The following is a 14,900-nucleotide window of genomic DNA, read 5'->3' on the forward strand; positions in this document are numbered from 1 at the left end:
GGTTCCTTCTTGGTTCGGGAACCAACCCGGACTTGGCCTGCCTGTTCCGTTACCGCCCCTGAAATCGTGCTGTGCGTTTTTCAACAAAGGCCGCGACACCTTCGCCGAAATCACGTGTCTTGCCACATTTACCCTGCAATTCGGCCTCCAGCGCAAGTTGTGTATCGAGGTCGTTGTCAAAACTGGCGCGCAGGGCCTGTTTGATGTGATGATAGGTCTGCGTCGGACCCTGCGCCAATTGCGCGGCGCGCGCCTGCCAATGGGCTGCGAAATCATCTGCCGGTGCGGATTCGTAGATCATGCCCCAGTCGGCGGCCTGTTTTGCGCTGATCTTGTCCGCGAACAACGATGCCCCCATCGCACGGGCGAATCCGACCTGACGCGGCAGGAACCATGTACCGCCCGCGTCTGGGATCAGACCGATCTTGGCAAAGGCCTGCACGAAATAGGCCTCTTCGCTGGCCAGCACCACGTCGAACACCAGCGCAAGGTTCGCCCCCGCCCCTGCCGCCACACCATTCACGGCAGCGATCGTTGGCAGCGGACAATCCACGATGGCCCGCAACATCGGCACATATTCATCACGCAACACCGCCTCGAGGTCGAGGTTCGCCGCCTCGCCAAAGCTGAGTTCCTGACCGGAACAGAACGCACGGCCCGCCCCGGTCAGCACCAACACGCGCCCGTGGTTGGGTGCGTCCATGACAGCATGGGTCAGTTCGGACCGCATCGCTGCATTCAGCGCGTTCATCTTTTCGGGGCGGTTCATGGTGATCGTGACGACATCGTCGCTGACGTTCACGGTGATGGCGGTATAGTCCATGGGGCAGTCCTGATGATGGTTTTGCGCAGCCTAACCGACGGCCGCGGCAAAGCCATGGAAACCAAACGTCAGGATCGCAGGATTTTCTCCAGCTCGGCGCGTTCGTGCTCTGTCAGTTGCGCATCAGCCATGCCCGGTTTGCGCCGGATCGCCGTCCAGCCCATCCCCAGCGCCAGCAGCAACAGGGCGGGCGCGGCCCACCACAGGATGATGTTCACCCCGCTGCGGTCGGGTTCCAGCAACACGAATTCCCCGAACCGCGCGACCAGAAAGTCCCGCACCTCGGCGTCACTGTCGCCTGCAACCAGCCGTTCACGCAGCAACACGCGCAATTCCCGGCTGATGGGCGCGTTGGATTCGTCGATGCTCTCGTTCTGGCAGACCGGGCAACGCAACCCCTTGCTCAGCTCGCGTGCGCGTTCCTCCAGCACGGGGTCATCCAGCACCTCGCTTGGATCAACCGCAAAGGCAGGCAGCGCCCACAGGCACAGGATCAGGGCGAGCCACCTCATTCTGCGGCGACCGCCTGCGGTTTGCGTGCGCCGACGGCAAATCGCAGACGCCGGTCCGTCAGCGAGATCAGACCACCCAGGGACATCAGGATCGCACCACCCCAGATCCAGTTGGCAAAGGGCTTGAGATAGACGCGCACAGCATAGCCGCCACCGGCCTGCGGATCACCGATCACCGCATAGACATCGCGCAAGAACCCGTTGTCGATTGCGGCCTCGGTCGTGGGCATCTGCGCCACCGGGTAGAACCGTTTTTCCGGCGTCAGGACAAACGGTGCGGCACCGTTGTGGCTGATCGACAGGCTCGCCATCGTGGACAGATAGTTCGGCCCCTCGATATCGTCGATTGATGTCAGCGTGACGGCGTAATCACCGACCTGATAGGTGTCGCCCACGTTTACCACGCGAATATCCTCGACGTTCCATGCGGTCATCGCAGCGATGCCGAACACGGTGACACCCATACCCAGATGAGCGACCGATTTGCCCCAATCGGCCCGCGGCAGCCGCGTGATGCGCCGCAGGCGATCACCGACCGGGCCGCGCCCGGCCCGCAGCCACAGGTCCAGCAGCGCACCACCGACGACCCAGACGCCCAGGGCCACGCCCACGGGGCCGACCATCGACCGGCCCGAATAGACCGCATAGGCCAGACCGGCGAGGGCCACCGACAGGATCACCAGCCCGACCAGCGGTCCAGTGGCACGGCCCAGCTTGCCGCGTTTCCATGCCAAGAGCGACCCCAGCGGCAGTGCAATGGACAAGATGACCATGAACGGCGTGAACGCGGCATCAAAGAACGGCGGCCCGACCGACAATGTCCGGTCGAACACCATTTCGGCCACCAGCGGCCAGATCGTCCCGATGAACACCACGAATGCGCTGACAGCCAGCAGGATATTGTTCAACACCAGCGCTGATTCCCGACTGACCGTGCCGAACGCGCCTTGCGACTGCATGGCACCCGCACGTGCTGCAAACAGGGTCAGCGCACCGCCCAGATACAGACCGAGGATCAGCAGAATGAACATCCCGCGTTCAGGATCATTGGCAAAGGCGTGCACCGACGTCAGCACCCCTGAGCGCACGATGAATGCGCCCAGCAATGAAAATCCGAAGGCAAGGATGGCAAGCAGGATCGTCCAGCTTTTGAGCGTTTCGCGTTTTTCCACCACGATGGCGCTGTGCAACAGGGCTGCCGCGATCAACCACGGCATAAAGCTTGCGTTTTCGACCGGATCCCAGAACCAGAAACCGCCCCAGCCCAGTTCATAATAGGCCCACCAGGACCCCAGCGCGATGCCCACGGTAAGGAACATCCAGGCCGCGAGCGTCCAGGGCCGCACCCAGCGCCCCCAGGCGGCATCAACGCGCCCTTCGATCAACGCGGCCACGGCAAAGCTGAAGGTCATGCTGAGGCCGACATAGCCAAGGTAGAGGAACGGCGGGTGGAACGCCAAACCCGGATCCTGCAACAGCGGGTTGAGGTCACGTCCGTCCAACGGCGGCACGGCCAGGCGTGCGAACGGGTTGGAGGTGAACAGAATGAACGCGATAAAGGCGACTGAAATGCTGCCTTGCACCGCCAGCACCCGGGCCTTGAGCGTGGCAGGCAGGTTGCCACCGAACCAGGCCGCACTTGCCCCGAACAGCGCGAGAATCAGCACCCACAAGAGCATCGACCCCTCGTGGTTGCCCCAGACGCCGGTGACCTTGTACAGCATCGGTTTCAACGTGTGGCTGTTGGAATAAACCAGCGCGACCGAAAAATCGGACACGACAAAGGCCCAGGTCAGGACCGCAAAGGCGAATGTCACGAGGATCAGTTGCGAAGTGGCCGCCGGATCGGCAAAGGCCATCCAGCCACGCCATCCCTTGGCGGCGCCCACCATGGGCACGACGGTTTGCGCAATGGCCACGACAAAGGCCAGGATCAGGGCGAAGTGTGCAAGTTCAATAAACATGTCCGGAATATAGCCCATCGCAGGGGCCACCGACATAGGATTCGCAACAAATTCATCTGCGGCACAACGCCCTTGTCAGACAGCCAGCCCGCCCTGGACGACATAGGTGATCCCAGCCACCACCAGCCCGCCGACAATCAGCCGCACCAGCCATTTCAGCGTGTCCTCGATCGCGCTGAGCCGTTCGGACACATTCAGCATCTGGACCGCGGCAACCGCATTATGCGTCTCGAGCGCGACAAGGCGTTTTTCAACGAAATCGGGCCAGTCAGATTGCATTGCGGGACCTCCACCAGTCCGCAAGGGCCGCATTGTCGGCATAACCCTCGGGCAGTGCGATCGTGTCCGGGGGCGGTGCGACCGCGTCCTTGATCACCGCTTCGCCCCGGATCACGGATTCCGCGACCGACCGCTGGAATTCCTGACCTTTCACCTGATAGCGTGCGCCGAAATAGAAACTGACGATCGCCCCCATCAACCACCACAGTGGTTCGGGGATCAGCGCGACACCCGCCATGCGGCTGGCAAACCACGCGGGGCTGGTCATCGCCGCGACAAACAACCCAATCGTTCCCAGCGCCAGCAGGGGACGCGGCAACCGGTTCAGCCCGTCGATCATCCGGTCAAACAGCCCCTTGCGCGGTTGCGCAAATTCGGCGGCGAATTGGGCCAATGCGGCCGCCTTTTCATCGGTCATCCGCTGGGCGCGGCCTTCGCTGTTCTCGCGGAACACCTCGACCGTTTCGGCCACGACATTGCGCCCTTCACCAAAAACCCACCCCATCACCCGGTCGATCAGTCCCATGCCCGTGTCCTTTCGCGGTGCTGCGCGTCACTCAGATGATAGCGTGGCGCGATGAAGGTCTCCGCCCGCGTGATCCAGCCGCCTCTGCCGCCATCGCGACGGCGGGCGTATTTCCGGCTGGCGGGGCGCTGGTCCGCCAGCGCGTAATAGTAGTTGCGCCGGGCGATTCCGTAGGCATCGACCAGATGATCCGGCGCTGCCTCCATCGCCCGGATGGCCGCGGCCGCGGTCTGTGGGCCGATGACACCATCAACCTGAACATCCAGCCGCATACGATTGAAAAGACGTTGCAAAATCTTGATCGCGTTGTTGCCGGCATTGACATACATGTCAAAGACACTGGCGTGCAAGGCAGCCGGCAGGGCTCCGATCCGGGGGGCCTCGAAATAATGCTGAATATAGATTTGCACGGCACGGTCGCGGCTGATCCGTCGCACGTCGGCTGCATCCACATCACCGTCACCGTCCAGATCAAGCCCCAGCCGCCGCAGCGTGTGGATCGTCACACCGTGCTGCGTGGCCCCGCCGGGATCGTCTGGATCATCAACGAAACCACCCTCGCGGGCGACGATTTCAGCCGCAATCTGTTCAACGCTCTGCATCCGCGATCCTCCTGCTGGGGTGCAGGCAGGATCAGCGGTCAAAGGTTAATTGGTTGCGACCTCAGCGCCCGGTTCCACATAGGTGCCCTGTTCCTTGAGCGCGTCAATCACCTCTTGCGGCATGTATTCCTCGTCATGTCGCGCAAGGATTTCAATGGCTTCGAAGGTGCCATTGATGTAACGCCCCTGCCCGACCATGCCCTGACCTTCTTCAAAGAGGTCCGGCAGGATACCGGTGTAGACGACCGGAATCGATGCACCACCATCGGTCACGTTGAACGCAACCTGCGTGCCGGTGCCGCGCACCAGCGTGCCGACCTCGACCAGACCGCCGATGCGAAAGAGCTCTGTCTCGCGCGGCGGGTCGGCGGCGACTTCTGATGGCGCACGAAAGAACTGGAACGATTCCTCTGGCAGCACCGCAAGCAGGCCAAGGACCGCCACGACGCAAACACCAGACAGCGCCATCACCTGGATGCGCCGTTTCTTCTTGAGACCCTTCATGGGAACACCGGGGCCATCATCAGACCCTCCGTTTCCGGCAGTCCCAGCATCAGGTTGGCATTCTGCAACGCCTGCCCCGACGATCCCTTGGTCAGGTTGTCCAGTGACGCGATGACCTGCGCGCGCCCGGCGATGCGGTCAGCCACAACGCCGATATGGCAGAAATTGCTGGCGCGGATGTGTTTGATGGACGGATGCTGTCCCATTGGCAAAACCTCGATGAATGGCTCTTTGGCATAGGCGTCAGAGAGGGTTTGGTGGATCGCTGCGGCATCGCCCTTGACCGAAACGGTGGCAAGGATACCGCGGTTTGCGGGGATCAGATGCGGCGTGAACTGCACGCGCACCTCGCGCCCTGCGATGGCGGAAAATTCCTGATCGAATTCACCCAGATGCCGGTGGGTGCCGCCGACGGCGTAGGCATGCGCCCCTTCGGACAATTCCGCGTGCAACAGGTTTTCCTTGAGCGCGCGCCCCGCCCCCGACACAGCCGCCAACAGGTTGATGTTGATGTCATCCAGATCGATGACACCCGCCGCGATCAGCGGACGCAGGGCATATTGGCCCGTTGCCGCATTGCATCCGGTGCCCGCCACCAGACGCGCAGTGCGGATCTGGTCCCGGTAAAATTCTGTCAGGCCGTAAACAGCCTCTTTTTGCAGATCGGGCGCGGCATGGGGCTTGCCGTACCATTTTTCATAGGCCGCGGGGTCACGCAGACGGAAATCGGCAGACAGGTCGACGATTTTCAGATGCGACGGCAGCGCCTTGATCACCGCCTGAGAGGTCGCATGAGGCAGCGCACAGAACACCAGATCGACGCCGGACAGATCCATGTCCTCGATCGTCGTCAGGCGCGGCAGATCAAGATGACGCAGATGCGGAAACACGTCCGCCATCGCCATCCCGGCCTTGGAATTGCCCGACAGGCCGGTGATTGCCAACGACGGATGCGTGGCGATAAGGCGCACAAGCTCTGCACCAGTATATCCGGATGCGCCCAGAATGGCGACGTTTTGGGTCATGTCATGGTCTCCCTCGTGGGATCAAATAGGGGCGCTGTGCGCCTGCTTCAATTCACGCTTTGGCAAAGGTGATCGGATGTCGCAGGAACTGCATCGCACGGTCCGATACCTTTTTCGGATCACCGGATGTCAGGAATTTCGAGGTCATGCCCTTGCCCACCATTTCGGGGCGTCGGTCGAGATAATGCGCAAGGCTCTCGGCCACCAGATTTGCCTGGCTGAACACCTTGACCCCGGCACCCAGCGCATCCTGAAACACCTCGGCCATCAGGGGGTAGTGGGTGCAGCCCAGCATCGCGGCATCAGGGTCCGGCATCTTGCGTTTCAGCGCATCCACATGGCTGCGCACCAGCGCCTCGGCCAGAATGAAATCGCCGTCCTCGATGGCGTCGACGACTCCGCCGCAGGCCTGTGCCTCGACATCAACGCCAATGGCGCGGAATGCCAACTCGCGCTGGAATGCACGACTGCGCACCGTGGCAGGCGTGGCAAAAAGTGCCACATGTTTGACCTCGACCTCACGCGGTGGGGAATTGTCGCCCCATTCGCGTTCGGTCAGCGCCTCGATCAGCGGCACGAACACACCCAGCACGCGCTTGTCCTTGGGCACCCAGCCTTCTTGCATCCGGCGCAGTGCCGCAGCACTGGCCGTGTTGCAGGCGAGGATGACCAAATCGCACCCCTCGTCGAACAGCCGCTGGGTGGCACGGGTGGTCAGGTCATAGATATCGTCCGCGTCGCGCACGCCGTATGGCGCATTGGCGCTGTCGCCCAGATAGACAAGCGGCAGATCGGGCAACCGCTTGGAAATTGCGTCAAGAACGGTCAACCCGCCCAGTCCGCTGTCGAAAATACCCACTGCCATTGCCGTACCCTCTGTGCCGGGCCCGCGCCAATCATGGCGCGGACGTGTTTGCATCAGCCATACGTCGGTTGACGTCAGAAATCCATGCAGGGTTTTGCACGGTGACGGGAAAATGCGGACGGCAGCAACCTATTCCGCGGCCACCTGCTGATCTGGACGGGCGATGGCCGCCAGCAGCATCTCGCGCGTCTTTTCCGCCTTGGCCGCATTGGCATGTTTGACGGGACCGAAACCGCGAATGTCCAGCGGCAGACGTGCCAGCGCGATCATGGCGTCGGTGACCGGCAGGTCAGCGATACGGTCCATATCCGCCTCGTATTGCGCAATCAGCGCCCGTTCCATGCGGCGTTCCGCGGTGCGCCCGAATGGATCGAACGGCGTGCCGCGCAGCACCTTGAGCCGCGCAAGCAGCGGAAAGGCACGCGCCATCCTGGCCCCAAACGCGCGCTTGACGGGTCGCCCGTCAGCACCGGTTTTCGTCAGCATCGGCGGCGCGAGGTGATAGGTCAGCGACACATCCCCGTCAAAGGCCACGCGCGCTTTGGCCTCGGTGTCGCACAACAAGCGGGCCACTTCGTATTCGTCTTTGTAGGCCAGCAGTTTGTGATAACCCAGCGCCACCGCCTCGCGCATCGCAGGCTCGCTGAAACGATCCAGCATCCGCAGATAGCGTTTCGCCAGCCGCTTGTTCTGGTAGGCGGTCAGGTGATCGACACGGAACGCGATCCGGTCGTCCAGCGACTTGGGCAATGCGACAACCTGCGGCTCTGACACCCGCGCGGCCCGTTCAGGGTGCAGCACCGCCCAGCGCCCAAGGTCGAACGCCTGTTTGTTGCGGTCCACGGCCGCGCCGTTCAGTTCAATGGCACGCAAAATGGCCTCCAGCGACACCGGGATCGCGCCCATCTGCCAGGCCGCACCAAAGATCATCATGTTGGAATAGATGCTGTCGCCCATCGCTGCCTTGGCAAGTTCGGTCGCGTCGAACAACGCCACCTTGTCCTGCAACCGCCGCTTCAGGCTCAGTTTCAGTTCATCCACGGGCAGTTGAAATTCCGTGTTGCGGGTGAAATCGCCGGTGATGATTTCATGCGCGTTCACGACGCCGCGCGTGCGCCCGGTTTTCATCAGGCCGAGTGTCTTGGCCCCTGCACTGACCACCAGATCGCCACCGATCAAGGCATCGCATTCGCCCGTGGCCACGCGGATCGCGCTAATATCCTCGGGCCGTTCCGCGAGGCGGCAATGGATGTGCACGGCCCCACCCTTTTGTGCAAGGCCCGCCATTTCCATCATGCCAGCGCCCTTGCCGTCCAGATGCGCCGCCATCGCCAGCACGGCCCCGATCGTGACGACACCCGTGCCGCCCACGCCGGTGATCACGACGTTATGGGTGCCATTGATTGCAGGCAGGTCCGCCAACGGCAGGTCACCCACATCCACGGTCGTCGTCGCGGCCTTTTTCAACTGCGCGCCTGCAACGGTTACAAATGACGGGCAGAACCCTTTGACGCAGGAAAAATCCTTGTTGCAGGACGATTGGTCGATGGCGCGTTTGCGGCCCAGTTCGGTTTCGACCGGTACGATCGATACGCAGTTCGATTGCACACCGCAGTCGCCGCAGCCTTCGCAGACGTCCGTGTTGATGAACACGCGCTTGTCGGGGTCGGGAAACTGGCCACGCTTGCGGCGCCTGCGTTTTTCAGCGGCACAGGTCTGGATGTAGACCAAGGCGCTGACGCCAGACACCTTTGCCAGTTCCGCCTGCACGCGCGGCAGTTCCGACCGTTCCGCCAGCGGCACGCCGCTGGGAAATTGGGACGCATCCACGTCCTCTTTTTCGTCATAGACCACGCGCACGTCGCGCACGCCCATCGCCAGCAGTTCACGCACGATCTGGTCCGCGGTCAGACCACCGTCGTTCCCCTGCCCGCCGGTCATGGCGACCGCGTCATTATAGAGGATCTTGTAGGTGATCGTCGTCCCCGCCATCAGGGCAAAGCGGATCGCCTGCACGCCAGAGTGGTTGTATGTCCCGTCGCCAAGGTTCTGGAACACATGGCCCGTCTTGCTGAACGGTGCCTCACCTACCCAGTTCGCGCCCTCGCCGCCCATCTGGGTAAAGCCAACGGTCTCGCGATCCATCCATTGCACCATGTAGTGACAGCCGATGCCCGCATAGGCGCGCGATCCCTCCGGCACCCTGGTGCTGGAATTATGCGGACAGCCCGAACAGAAATACGGCAGGCGTGCCGCGATTTCCGGCACATTGTCGGCGCGGCGCGCCTCGGCCAGCGCATCCAACCCCTGCATCACACCGTCCGAGGCGCAGCCTTCTTCGACCAGGATGCCGCCCAGTTTTTCCGCGATCCAGATAGGGTCAAGCGCATGGCGCGTCGGAAAAATCTCTTCGCGGCGGCCGGCGGAATGTTCATCGCCCTTGTGCCAGCCGTAAACGCGGGTGTTGGTGTCGTCGAACAACGCCTCCTTGACCTGCACCTCGATCAGCTTGCGTTTTTCCTCGACCACGACCACGAGATCGAGACCCGCCGCAAAATCGTGAAACCCCGCCATGTCCAGTGGCCAGACCTGACCGACCTTGTATGTCGTGATGCCCAGACGTTCCGCCTCGGCCGCATCGATGCCCAGCAGTGACAGGGCGTGCTGCAAATCCAGCCAGTTCTTGCCGGCCGCGACAAAACCGATCCTGGCACCGTGCTTGCCCCATTTGCGCTGATCCATCTTGTTGGCGCGGCTGAACGCCTCTGCCGCGAACCGTTTATGGTCGATCATCCGTGCCTCTTGGGCGACGGGCGTATCGACAAGACGGATGTTCAGACCTTCTGGCGGCAGGGCCAGGTCGGGAGTCACGAATGACAACCGGTGCGGATCGCCATCCACGACAGAGGTGACTTCGATCGTGTCCTTCATCGTCTTGAGACCGACCCAGACACCTGCATAGCGCGACAGCGCCCAGGCATAGAGGCCGTAGTCCAGCACCTCCTGGACGCCAGCTGGGCTGACGATCGGCATATAGGCGTCGATCATCGCGAAATCGGACTGATGCAGCGTGGTGCTGGATTCACCCGTATGGTCGTCGCCCATCGCCATGATCACACCGCCATGGGGCGAGGTGCCCGCCATGTTGGCATGCCGCATCACATCGCCGGACCGGTCCACGCCCGGCCCCTTGCCGTACCACAGGCCGAACACGCCGTCGTATTTCCCCTCGCCGCGCAGTTCTGCCTGCTGGCTGCCCCAGAGTGCGGTTGCCGCCAGATCCTCGTTCAGGCCGGGCTGGAACGTCACCTGTGCATCAGTCAGCGGTTTGGCCGCACGCGCCATCTGCATGTCCACAGCCCCCAGCGGCGAGCCACGATACCCGGTCACATAACCGGCAGTATTCAGCCCCGCGCGTGCATCACGTGCCCGCTGCATGAGCATCAACCGCACCAGTGCCTGTGTTCCGTTCAGCAACACATGCCGCTTGGACAGATCGAACCGATCGTTCAGCGAAATATCTTGACGTGTCATGCAAACCTCCCTGCAATACAGGTATCTTAGGTCACATTTGCTGACCTACAAAGAATAATTCCGAGGGCGGCTTTGATTGTATATTTAACAGAGTCAGCGTAACCAAGTTTCAAACTACAAATAATTTAAGGCACTACGGGCGGGTCATGGACTGGGATAAGCTTCGAATATTTCACGCGGTTGCAGATGCGGGGTCACTGACCCATGCAGGCGATGTCCTGCACCTGTCGCAATCGGCGGTCAGCCGCCAGATCCGCGCCCTCGAAGAGACGCTGAACACCACGCTTTTCCACCGTCACGCGCGCGGACTGATTCTCACCGAACAGGGTGAGCTGCTGTTCGATGCCACGAAATCCATGAACCGTCGCCTCGACGCGGCCGCCGCCCGCATTCGTGACAGCGAGGAAGAGGTGTTCGGGGAATTGCGCGTCACCACGACAACCGGTTTCGGCACCCTATGGCTCGCCCCGCGGCTGCCCAAACTCTACGAGATGTATCCCGACATCAAGATCGACCTGATGCTCGAGGAACGTGTATTGGATCTGCCCATGCGCGAGGCAGACGTCGCCATCCGCATGAAAGAGCCGTCACAGGCGGACCTGATCCGCAAACGTCTGATGAGCGTGCGGATGCGTCTGTATGCGACCCAGGCCTACCTCGACCAGCGCCGCCCGCTGGAAAACATCACCGACATTTCGAACCATCGTCTGATTTGCCAGCAACTGTCGTCGACCCAGGTCAGCGCCGGTGCCACGCTGATCCATCATCTGCTGTCCCACGAGGTGACGTCGATCTTTACGGTGAACAACTATTACGGCGTCCTGCAGGGCGTCATCAACAATCTGGGCGTCGGTGTCCTGCCTGACTACGTGGTGCAGGATTTCCCCCACCTCGTGCGTTGCCTGCCATCCCTCGAAAGCGGCGAGGTCCCCGTATTCCTCGCCTACCCCGAGGAATTGCGGCAGTCGAAACGGATCATGGCGTTTCGCGATTTCGTGCAGGATGAAATTTTTGCCCACCGCAGATCACTGGCAGAGCTGGGGCGCGACGACTAAACCCCAGCGAGTGTTGCGCCATGCACGCATCACATAGCGGGTCTGCACGCGCGCGCATGGTTTTTTCTTGATCGCTTAATCCTTGCGCCCTATCTGCTGAAACAGAGGCAAAAACATCATTTGGTGTGCCTCTACCTCCCTGTTGGACTGCGCCGGGCCTTTGTGCCCGGCATTTTTTTTGGCTGAAGCACGGCCCAAGGATCGCCTTCCCCTTCGTCCACGCCTCCCCTAAAAGGCACAGAACAGCTCGTGGGGAATCTTTTATGTCCGATCCGATCATCACCGCCGACGTCATCGCAGCACACGGGTTTTCGCCCGACGAATGGCAGGAGGTGCTGAAAATCCTCGGGCGCGATCCGACGTTTACGGAAATGGGCATCTTTTCCGCGATGTGGAACGAACATTGTTCCTACAAGTCATCCAAACGCTGGCTGCGCACCCTGCCCACCACCGGCCCTCAGGTCATTTGTGGTCCTGGCGAAAACGCGGGCGTCGTGGATATCGGCGACGGTCAGGCTGTGGTGTTCAAGATGGAAAGCCACAATCACCCATCCTACATCGAACCCTATCAGGGTGCGGCCACTGGCGTTGGCGGCATCCTGCGCGATGTTTTCACCATGGGTGCCCGCCCCATCGCCGCGATGAATTCGCTGTCCTTTGGCGAACCCAGCCACCCCAAGACGAAATCGCTGGTCAGCGGTGTCGTGGCGGGTGTCGGTGGCTATGGCAATTGTTTCGGCGTGCCCACTGTCGGCGGCGAAGTCCGCTTTGACAAATCCTACAACGGCAACTGCCTTGTGAACGCATTTGCGGCCGGGCTCGCTGACGCGGACAAGATCTTCTACTCCGCAGCTTCGGGCGTCGGGATGCCCGTCGTCTATCTGGGGGCCAAAACCGGCCGCGACGGCGTGGGCGGTGCCACCATGGCAAGCGCCGAATTCGACGACACGATCGAGGACAAGCGCCCCACCGTGCAGGTTGGCGACCCCTTCACCGAAAAGCGCCTGATGGAAGCGACGCTGGAACTGATGGCCACGGGGGCCGTGATTTCCATTCAGGACATGGGGGCCGCCGGCCTGACCTGTTCCGCGGTCGAGATGGGCGACAAGGGCGGTTTGGGCGTCAAGCTCAACCTCGAGGACGTGCCACAACGCGAAACCGGCATGACCGCGTACGAGATGATGCTGTCGGAATCCCAGGAACGGATGCTGATGGTGCTCAAACCAGAGCTGGAGGCAGAGGCCCGCGCGGTTTTTGTCAAATGGGACCTCGATTTCGCCATCGTGGGCGAAACCATTGCAGAGGACCGGTTCCTGATCCTCCACAACGGCGAGGTAAAGGCCGACCTGCCGCTCTCCAAGCTGTCGTCCACAGCCCCCGAATACGACCGCCCATGGGAAGAAACGCCTGCCGCCGCACCCGTGGGTGACGTGCCGCAGGTCGACCCGATCGACGGTCTGCGCAGCCTGATCGGCAGCCCGAACTACGCCAGCAAGGCGTGGGTCTATGAACAATACGACAGTCAGGTGATGGCCGATACGCTGCGCACCCCCGGCGCAGGGTCAGGCATCATCCGCGTACACGGCACGCAAAAGGCGCTGGCCTTCACCTCTGACGTGACGCCGCGCTATGTTTTTGCAAACCCCTATCAGGGTGGCGCACAGGCTGTGGCAGAGGCCTATCGTAACCTGACTGCCGTGGGTGCCACACCACTGGCGACCACCGACAACATGAACTTTGGCAATCCCGAAAAACCCCGGATCATGGGCCAGTTCGTCGGTGCCATCAAAGGTATCGGGGACGCCGTCAAGGCGCTGGACATGCCCATCGTGTCGGGCAACGTGTCGCTGTACAACGAAACCGACGGAAAAGGCATTCTGCCCACGCCGACCATCGGCGCTGTCGGCCTGATTGCGGATTACACGCAGGCCATCACAGGTCAGCCGGAATCCGGTCACATGCTGCTGCTGCTGGGCGAAACGGCAGGTCATATGGGCCAGACCGCGCTGCTGGCCGAACACCTGGGCCGCGTCGAAGGCGATGCACCCACGGTTGATCTGGCGGCCGAACGCGCGCATGGCAATTTCATCCGTGCCAACCGCAGCGCCATCACGGCCTGTACCGACCTGTCGGACGGCGGGCTTGCGCTTGCGGCATTCGAAATGGCGGTGGCAGCCGATGTCGGCATCACCGTCGAAACCGATGACACCGTGCAGTTGTTTGCAGAGGATCAGGCGCGTTATCTGATCGCCGCGTCCTTTGACGGTGCAGAGGCATTGTTTGCGGCTGCAGACGCCGCTGGCGTGCCGCTTTCCCGCGTGGGTCATGCCGGCGGCAGCGACGTCACATTCGGCGCGTCCAGTGCACCGCTGGCCGATCTTGCAGCGGTCTATCACGGGGCCTTTGCCAGCCATCTGACCTGATCCCGCGCTGCCGCGGCGCTGACAAACGCGCCGCGGGACACACACTGGCCCTTGCCCCCGCTGCGGCGCGTTCATAGGTTATGCAAAAGCCTGCAAGGAGCCGACAATGCCCATCACAGCCCACGAAATCGAAGCCCTGATCCGCGCGGAATTCCCCGACGCCAGGATTACGGTGCAGGGTGACGATGGCGCACATTTCGCAGCCGAAGTGGTCGATGCCAGTTTTGCCGGCAAAAATCGCGTGCAGCAGCAACGCGCCGTCTATGCCGCCCTCAAGGGCAAGATGGATGGCAGCAACGGCGAGCTGCATGCCCTCGCCCTGACCACACGCGCACCAGATTGATCCGCGCGCAAATTTTCGCAGAAAATTTGATCCCCTTCAAAAAGGACCAGACCATGACCGCCGAAGACCAAATCAAGCAAACCGTCACCAGCAACGACGTCGTCCTGTTCATGAAGGGCACGAAAACGATGCCGCAGTGCGGTTTTTCCAGCCGCGTCGCCGGTGTGCTGAACTTTATGGGCATCGAATACACCGACGTGAACGTGTTGGCCGATGACGGCGTGCGTCAGGGCATCAAGGATTATTCCGACTGGCCGACGATCCCGCAGCTTTACGTCAAGGGCGAATTCGTCGGCGGTTGCGATATCATCACCGAAATGACGCTTTCGGGTGAACTCGATACCTTGCTCACCGAAAATGACATCGCGTTTGACAAGGCCGCTGCCGACAAGATCCGCGAAGCCAACGCCTGACCCTCAGGCCACGCGCCCGTCAATCGGTGCGT

Annotated in this window: 14 protein-coding genes; 4 read left to right on the plus strand and 10 right to left on the minus strand. The window is 61.7% G+C overall.

Annotation, left to right across the window (positions count from 1 at the left end; translation table 11 throughout):
• Positions 1–49: 49 nt before the first annotated feature.
• The 10 genes from AN189_RS09890 to AN189_RS09935 all read right to left on the minus strand — a co-directional run bounded on the left by AN189_RS09890 (position 50) and on the right by AN189_RS09935 (position 10,634).
• Positions 50–823 (minus strand): enoyl-CoA hydratase-related protein, encoded by a 774-nt coding sequence (locus AN189_RS09890; RefSeq protein ID WP_056034838.1) that lies wholly within the window; start codon positions 821–823, stop codon positions 50–52.
• Between the two features lie 68 nt (positions 824–891).
• On the minus strand, positions 892–1,335 hold the full coding sequence (locus AN189_RS09895; protein WP_056034841.1) for a cytochrome c-type biogenesis protein: 444 nt from the start codon (positions 1,333–1,335) through the stop codon (positions 892–894).
• Complete coding sequence (locus AN189_RS09900) at positions 1,332–3,299, minus strand: heme lyase CcmF/NrfE family subunit (RefSeq protein WP_056035063.1); 1,968 nt, start codon at positions 3,297–3,299, stop codon at positions 1,332–1,334. The genes AN189_RS09895 and AN189_RS09900 overlap by 4 nt, the downstream gene beginning before the upstream one ends.
• Before the next feature lie 75 nt (positions 3,300–3,374).
• On the minus strand, positions 3,375–3,578 hold the full coding sequence (locus AN189_RS09905) for a hemolysin XhlA family protein (protein ID WP_056034843.1): 204 nt from the start codon (positions 3,576–3,578) through the stop codon (positions 3,375–3,377).
• Positions 3,568–4,104: a holin family protein gene (locus AN189_RS09910; RefSeq protein WP_056034847.1), complete on the minus strand. Its 537-nt coding sequence runs from the start codon at positions 4,102–4,104 to the stop codon at positions 3,568–3,570. Before AN189_RS09910 ends, AN189_RS09905 begins: the two co-directional genes overlap by 11 nt.
• Positions 4,095–4,706 (minus strand): holin-associated N-acetylmuramidase, encoded by a 612-nt coding sequence (locus AN189_RS09915; RefSeq protein WP_056034849.1) that lies wholly within the window; start codon positions 4,704–4,706, stop codon positions 4,095–4,097. Before AN189_RS09915 ends, AN189_RS09910 begins: the two co-directional genes overlap by 10 nt.
• A 45-nt stretch (positions 4,707–4,751) precedes the next feature.
• Entirely contained in the window at positions 4,752–5,210 is a 459-nt protein-coding gene (ccmE, locus tag AN189_RS09920; protein WP_056034854.1) for a cytochrome c maturation protein CcmE, read from the minus strand.
• Positions 5,207–6,235: an N-acetyl-gamma-glutamyl-phosphate reductase gene (argC, locus tag AN189_RS09925; protein WP_056034857.1), complete on the minus strand. Its 1,029-nt coding sequence runs from the start codon at positions 6,233–6,235 to the stop codon at positions 5,207–5,209. Before argC ends, ccmE begins: the two co-directional genes overlap by 4 nt.
• Before the next feature lie 52 nt (positions 6,236–6,287).
• Positions 6,288–7,100 carry a glutamate racemase gene (murI, locus tag AN189_RS09930; protein ID WP_056035066.1) on the minus strand — a complete coding sequence of 271 codons (813 nt, stop codon included), beginning with the start codon at positions 7,098–7,100 and terminating at the stop codon, positions 6,288–6,290.
• A 129-nt stretch (positions 7,101–7,229) separates the two neighbouring features.
• Entirely contained in the window at positions 7,230–10,634 is a 3,405-nt protein-coding gene (locus tag AN189_RS09935) for an indolepyruvate ferredoxin oxidoreductase family protein (RefSeq protein WP_056034860.1), read from the minus strand.
• 146 nt (positions 10,635–10,780) lie between these two features.
• On the opposite strand from AN189_RS09935, the gene AN189_RS09940 reads away from it, so the two are divergent.
• The 4 genes from AN189_RS09940 (at position 10,781) to grxD (ending at position 14,868) form a co-directional block, all read left to right on the plus strand.
• Positions 10,781–11,689 carry a LysR family transcriptional regulator gene (locus tag AN189_RS09940; RefSeq protein ID WP_056034863.1) on the plus strand — a complete coding sequence of 303 codons (909 nt, stop codon included), beginning with the start codon at positions 10,781–10,783 and terminating at the stop codon, positions 11,687–11,689.
• Between the two features lie 263 nt (positions 11,690–11,952).
• Positions 11,953–14,112 carry a phosphoribosylformylglycinamidine synthase subunit PurL gene (gene purL / locus AN189_RS09945; protein ID WP_056034866.1) on the plus strand — a complete coding sequence of 720 codons (2,160 nt, stop codon included), beginning with the start codon at positions 11,953–11,955 and terminating at the stop codon, positions 14,110–14,112.
• A 106-nt stretch (positions 14,113–14,218) separates the two neighbouring features.
• A complete protein-coding gene (locus AN189_RS09950) occupies positions 14,219–14,455 on the plus strand; it encodes a BolA family protein (protein WP_056034869.1) in 237 nt (78 codons plus the stop codon).
• A gap of 53 nt (positions 14,456–14,508) precedes the next feature.
• The gene (grxD, locus tag AN189_RS09955) at positions 14,509–14,868 is read left to right on the plus strand and encodes a Grx4 family monothiol glutaredoxin (RefSeq protein WP_056035069.1); all 360 of its coding nucleotides are present in this window, start codon (positions 14,509–14,511) and stop codon (positions 14,866–14,868) included.
• Positions 14,869–14,900 lie beyond the last annotated feature (32 nt).

The sequence above is a fragment of the Loktanella sp. 3ANDIMAR09 genome, assembly GCF_001420005.1.
Taxonomy (GTDB): domain Bacteria; phylum Pseudomonadota; class Alphaproteobacteria; order Rhodobacterales; family Rhodobacteraceae; genus Loktanella.

Bases quoted from the DNA above. Each gene is read 5' to 3' on its own strand.
- AN189_RS09910 (WP_056034847.1), bottom strand. From the start codon at position 4,104: ATGGGACTGATCGACCGGGTGATGGGGTGGGTTTTTGGTGAAGGGCGC.
- purL (WP_056034866.1), top strand. From the start codon at position 11,953: ATGTCCGATCCGATCATCACCGCCGACGTCATCGCAGCACACGGGTTT.
- AN189_RS09900 (WP_056035063.1), bottom strand. From the start codon at position 3,299: ATGTTTATTGAACTTGCACACTTCGCCCTGATCCTGGCCTTTGTCGTG.
- AN189_RS09935 (WP_056034860.1), bottom strand. From the start codon at position 10,634: ATGACACGTCAAGATATTTCGCTGAACGATCGGTTCGATCTGTCCAAG.
- AN189_RS09950 (WP_056034869.1), top strand. From the start codon at position 14,219: ATGCCCATCACAGCCCACGAAATCGAAGCCCTGATCCGCGCGGAATTC.
- AN189_RS09890 (WP_056034838.1), bottom strand. From the start codon at position 823: ATGGACTATACCGCCATCACCGTGAACGTCAGCGACGATGTCGTCACG.
- ccmE (WP_056034854.1), bottom strand. From the start codon at position 5,210: ATGAAGGGTCTCAAGAAGAAACGGCGCATCCAGGTGATGGCGCTGTCT.
- murI (WP_056035066.1), bottom strand. From the start codon at position 7,100: ATGGCAGTGGGTATTTTCGACAGCGGACTGGGCGGGTTGACCGTTCTT.
- AN189_RS09915 (WP_056034849.1), bottom strand. From the start codon at position 4,706: ATGCAGAGCGTTGAACAGATTGCGGCTGAAATCGTCGCCCGCGAGGGT.
- AN189_RS09895 (WP_056034841.1), bottom strand. From the start codon at position 1,335: ATGAGGTGGCTCGCCCTGATCCTGTGCCTGTGGGCGCTGCCTGCCTTT.
- AN189_RS09940 (WP_056034863.1), top strand. From the start codon at position 10,781: ATGGACTGGGATAAGCTTCGAATATTTCACGCGGTTGCAGATGCGGGG.
- AN189_RS09905 (WP_056034843.1), bottom strand. From the start codon at position 3,578: ATGCAATCTGACTGGCCCGATTTCGTTGAAAAACGCCTTGTCGCGCTC.
- grxD (WP_056035069.1), top strand. From the start codon at position 14,509: ATGACCGCCGAAGACCAAATCAAGCAAACCGTCACCAGCAACGACGTC.
- argC (WP_056034857.1), bottom strand. From the start codon at position 6,235: ATGACCCAAAACGTCGCCATTCTGGGCGCATCCGGATATACTGGTGCA.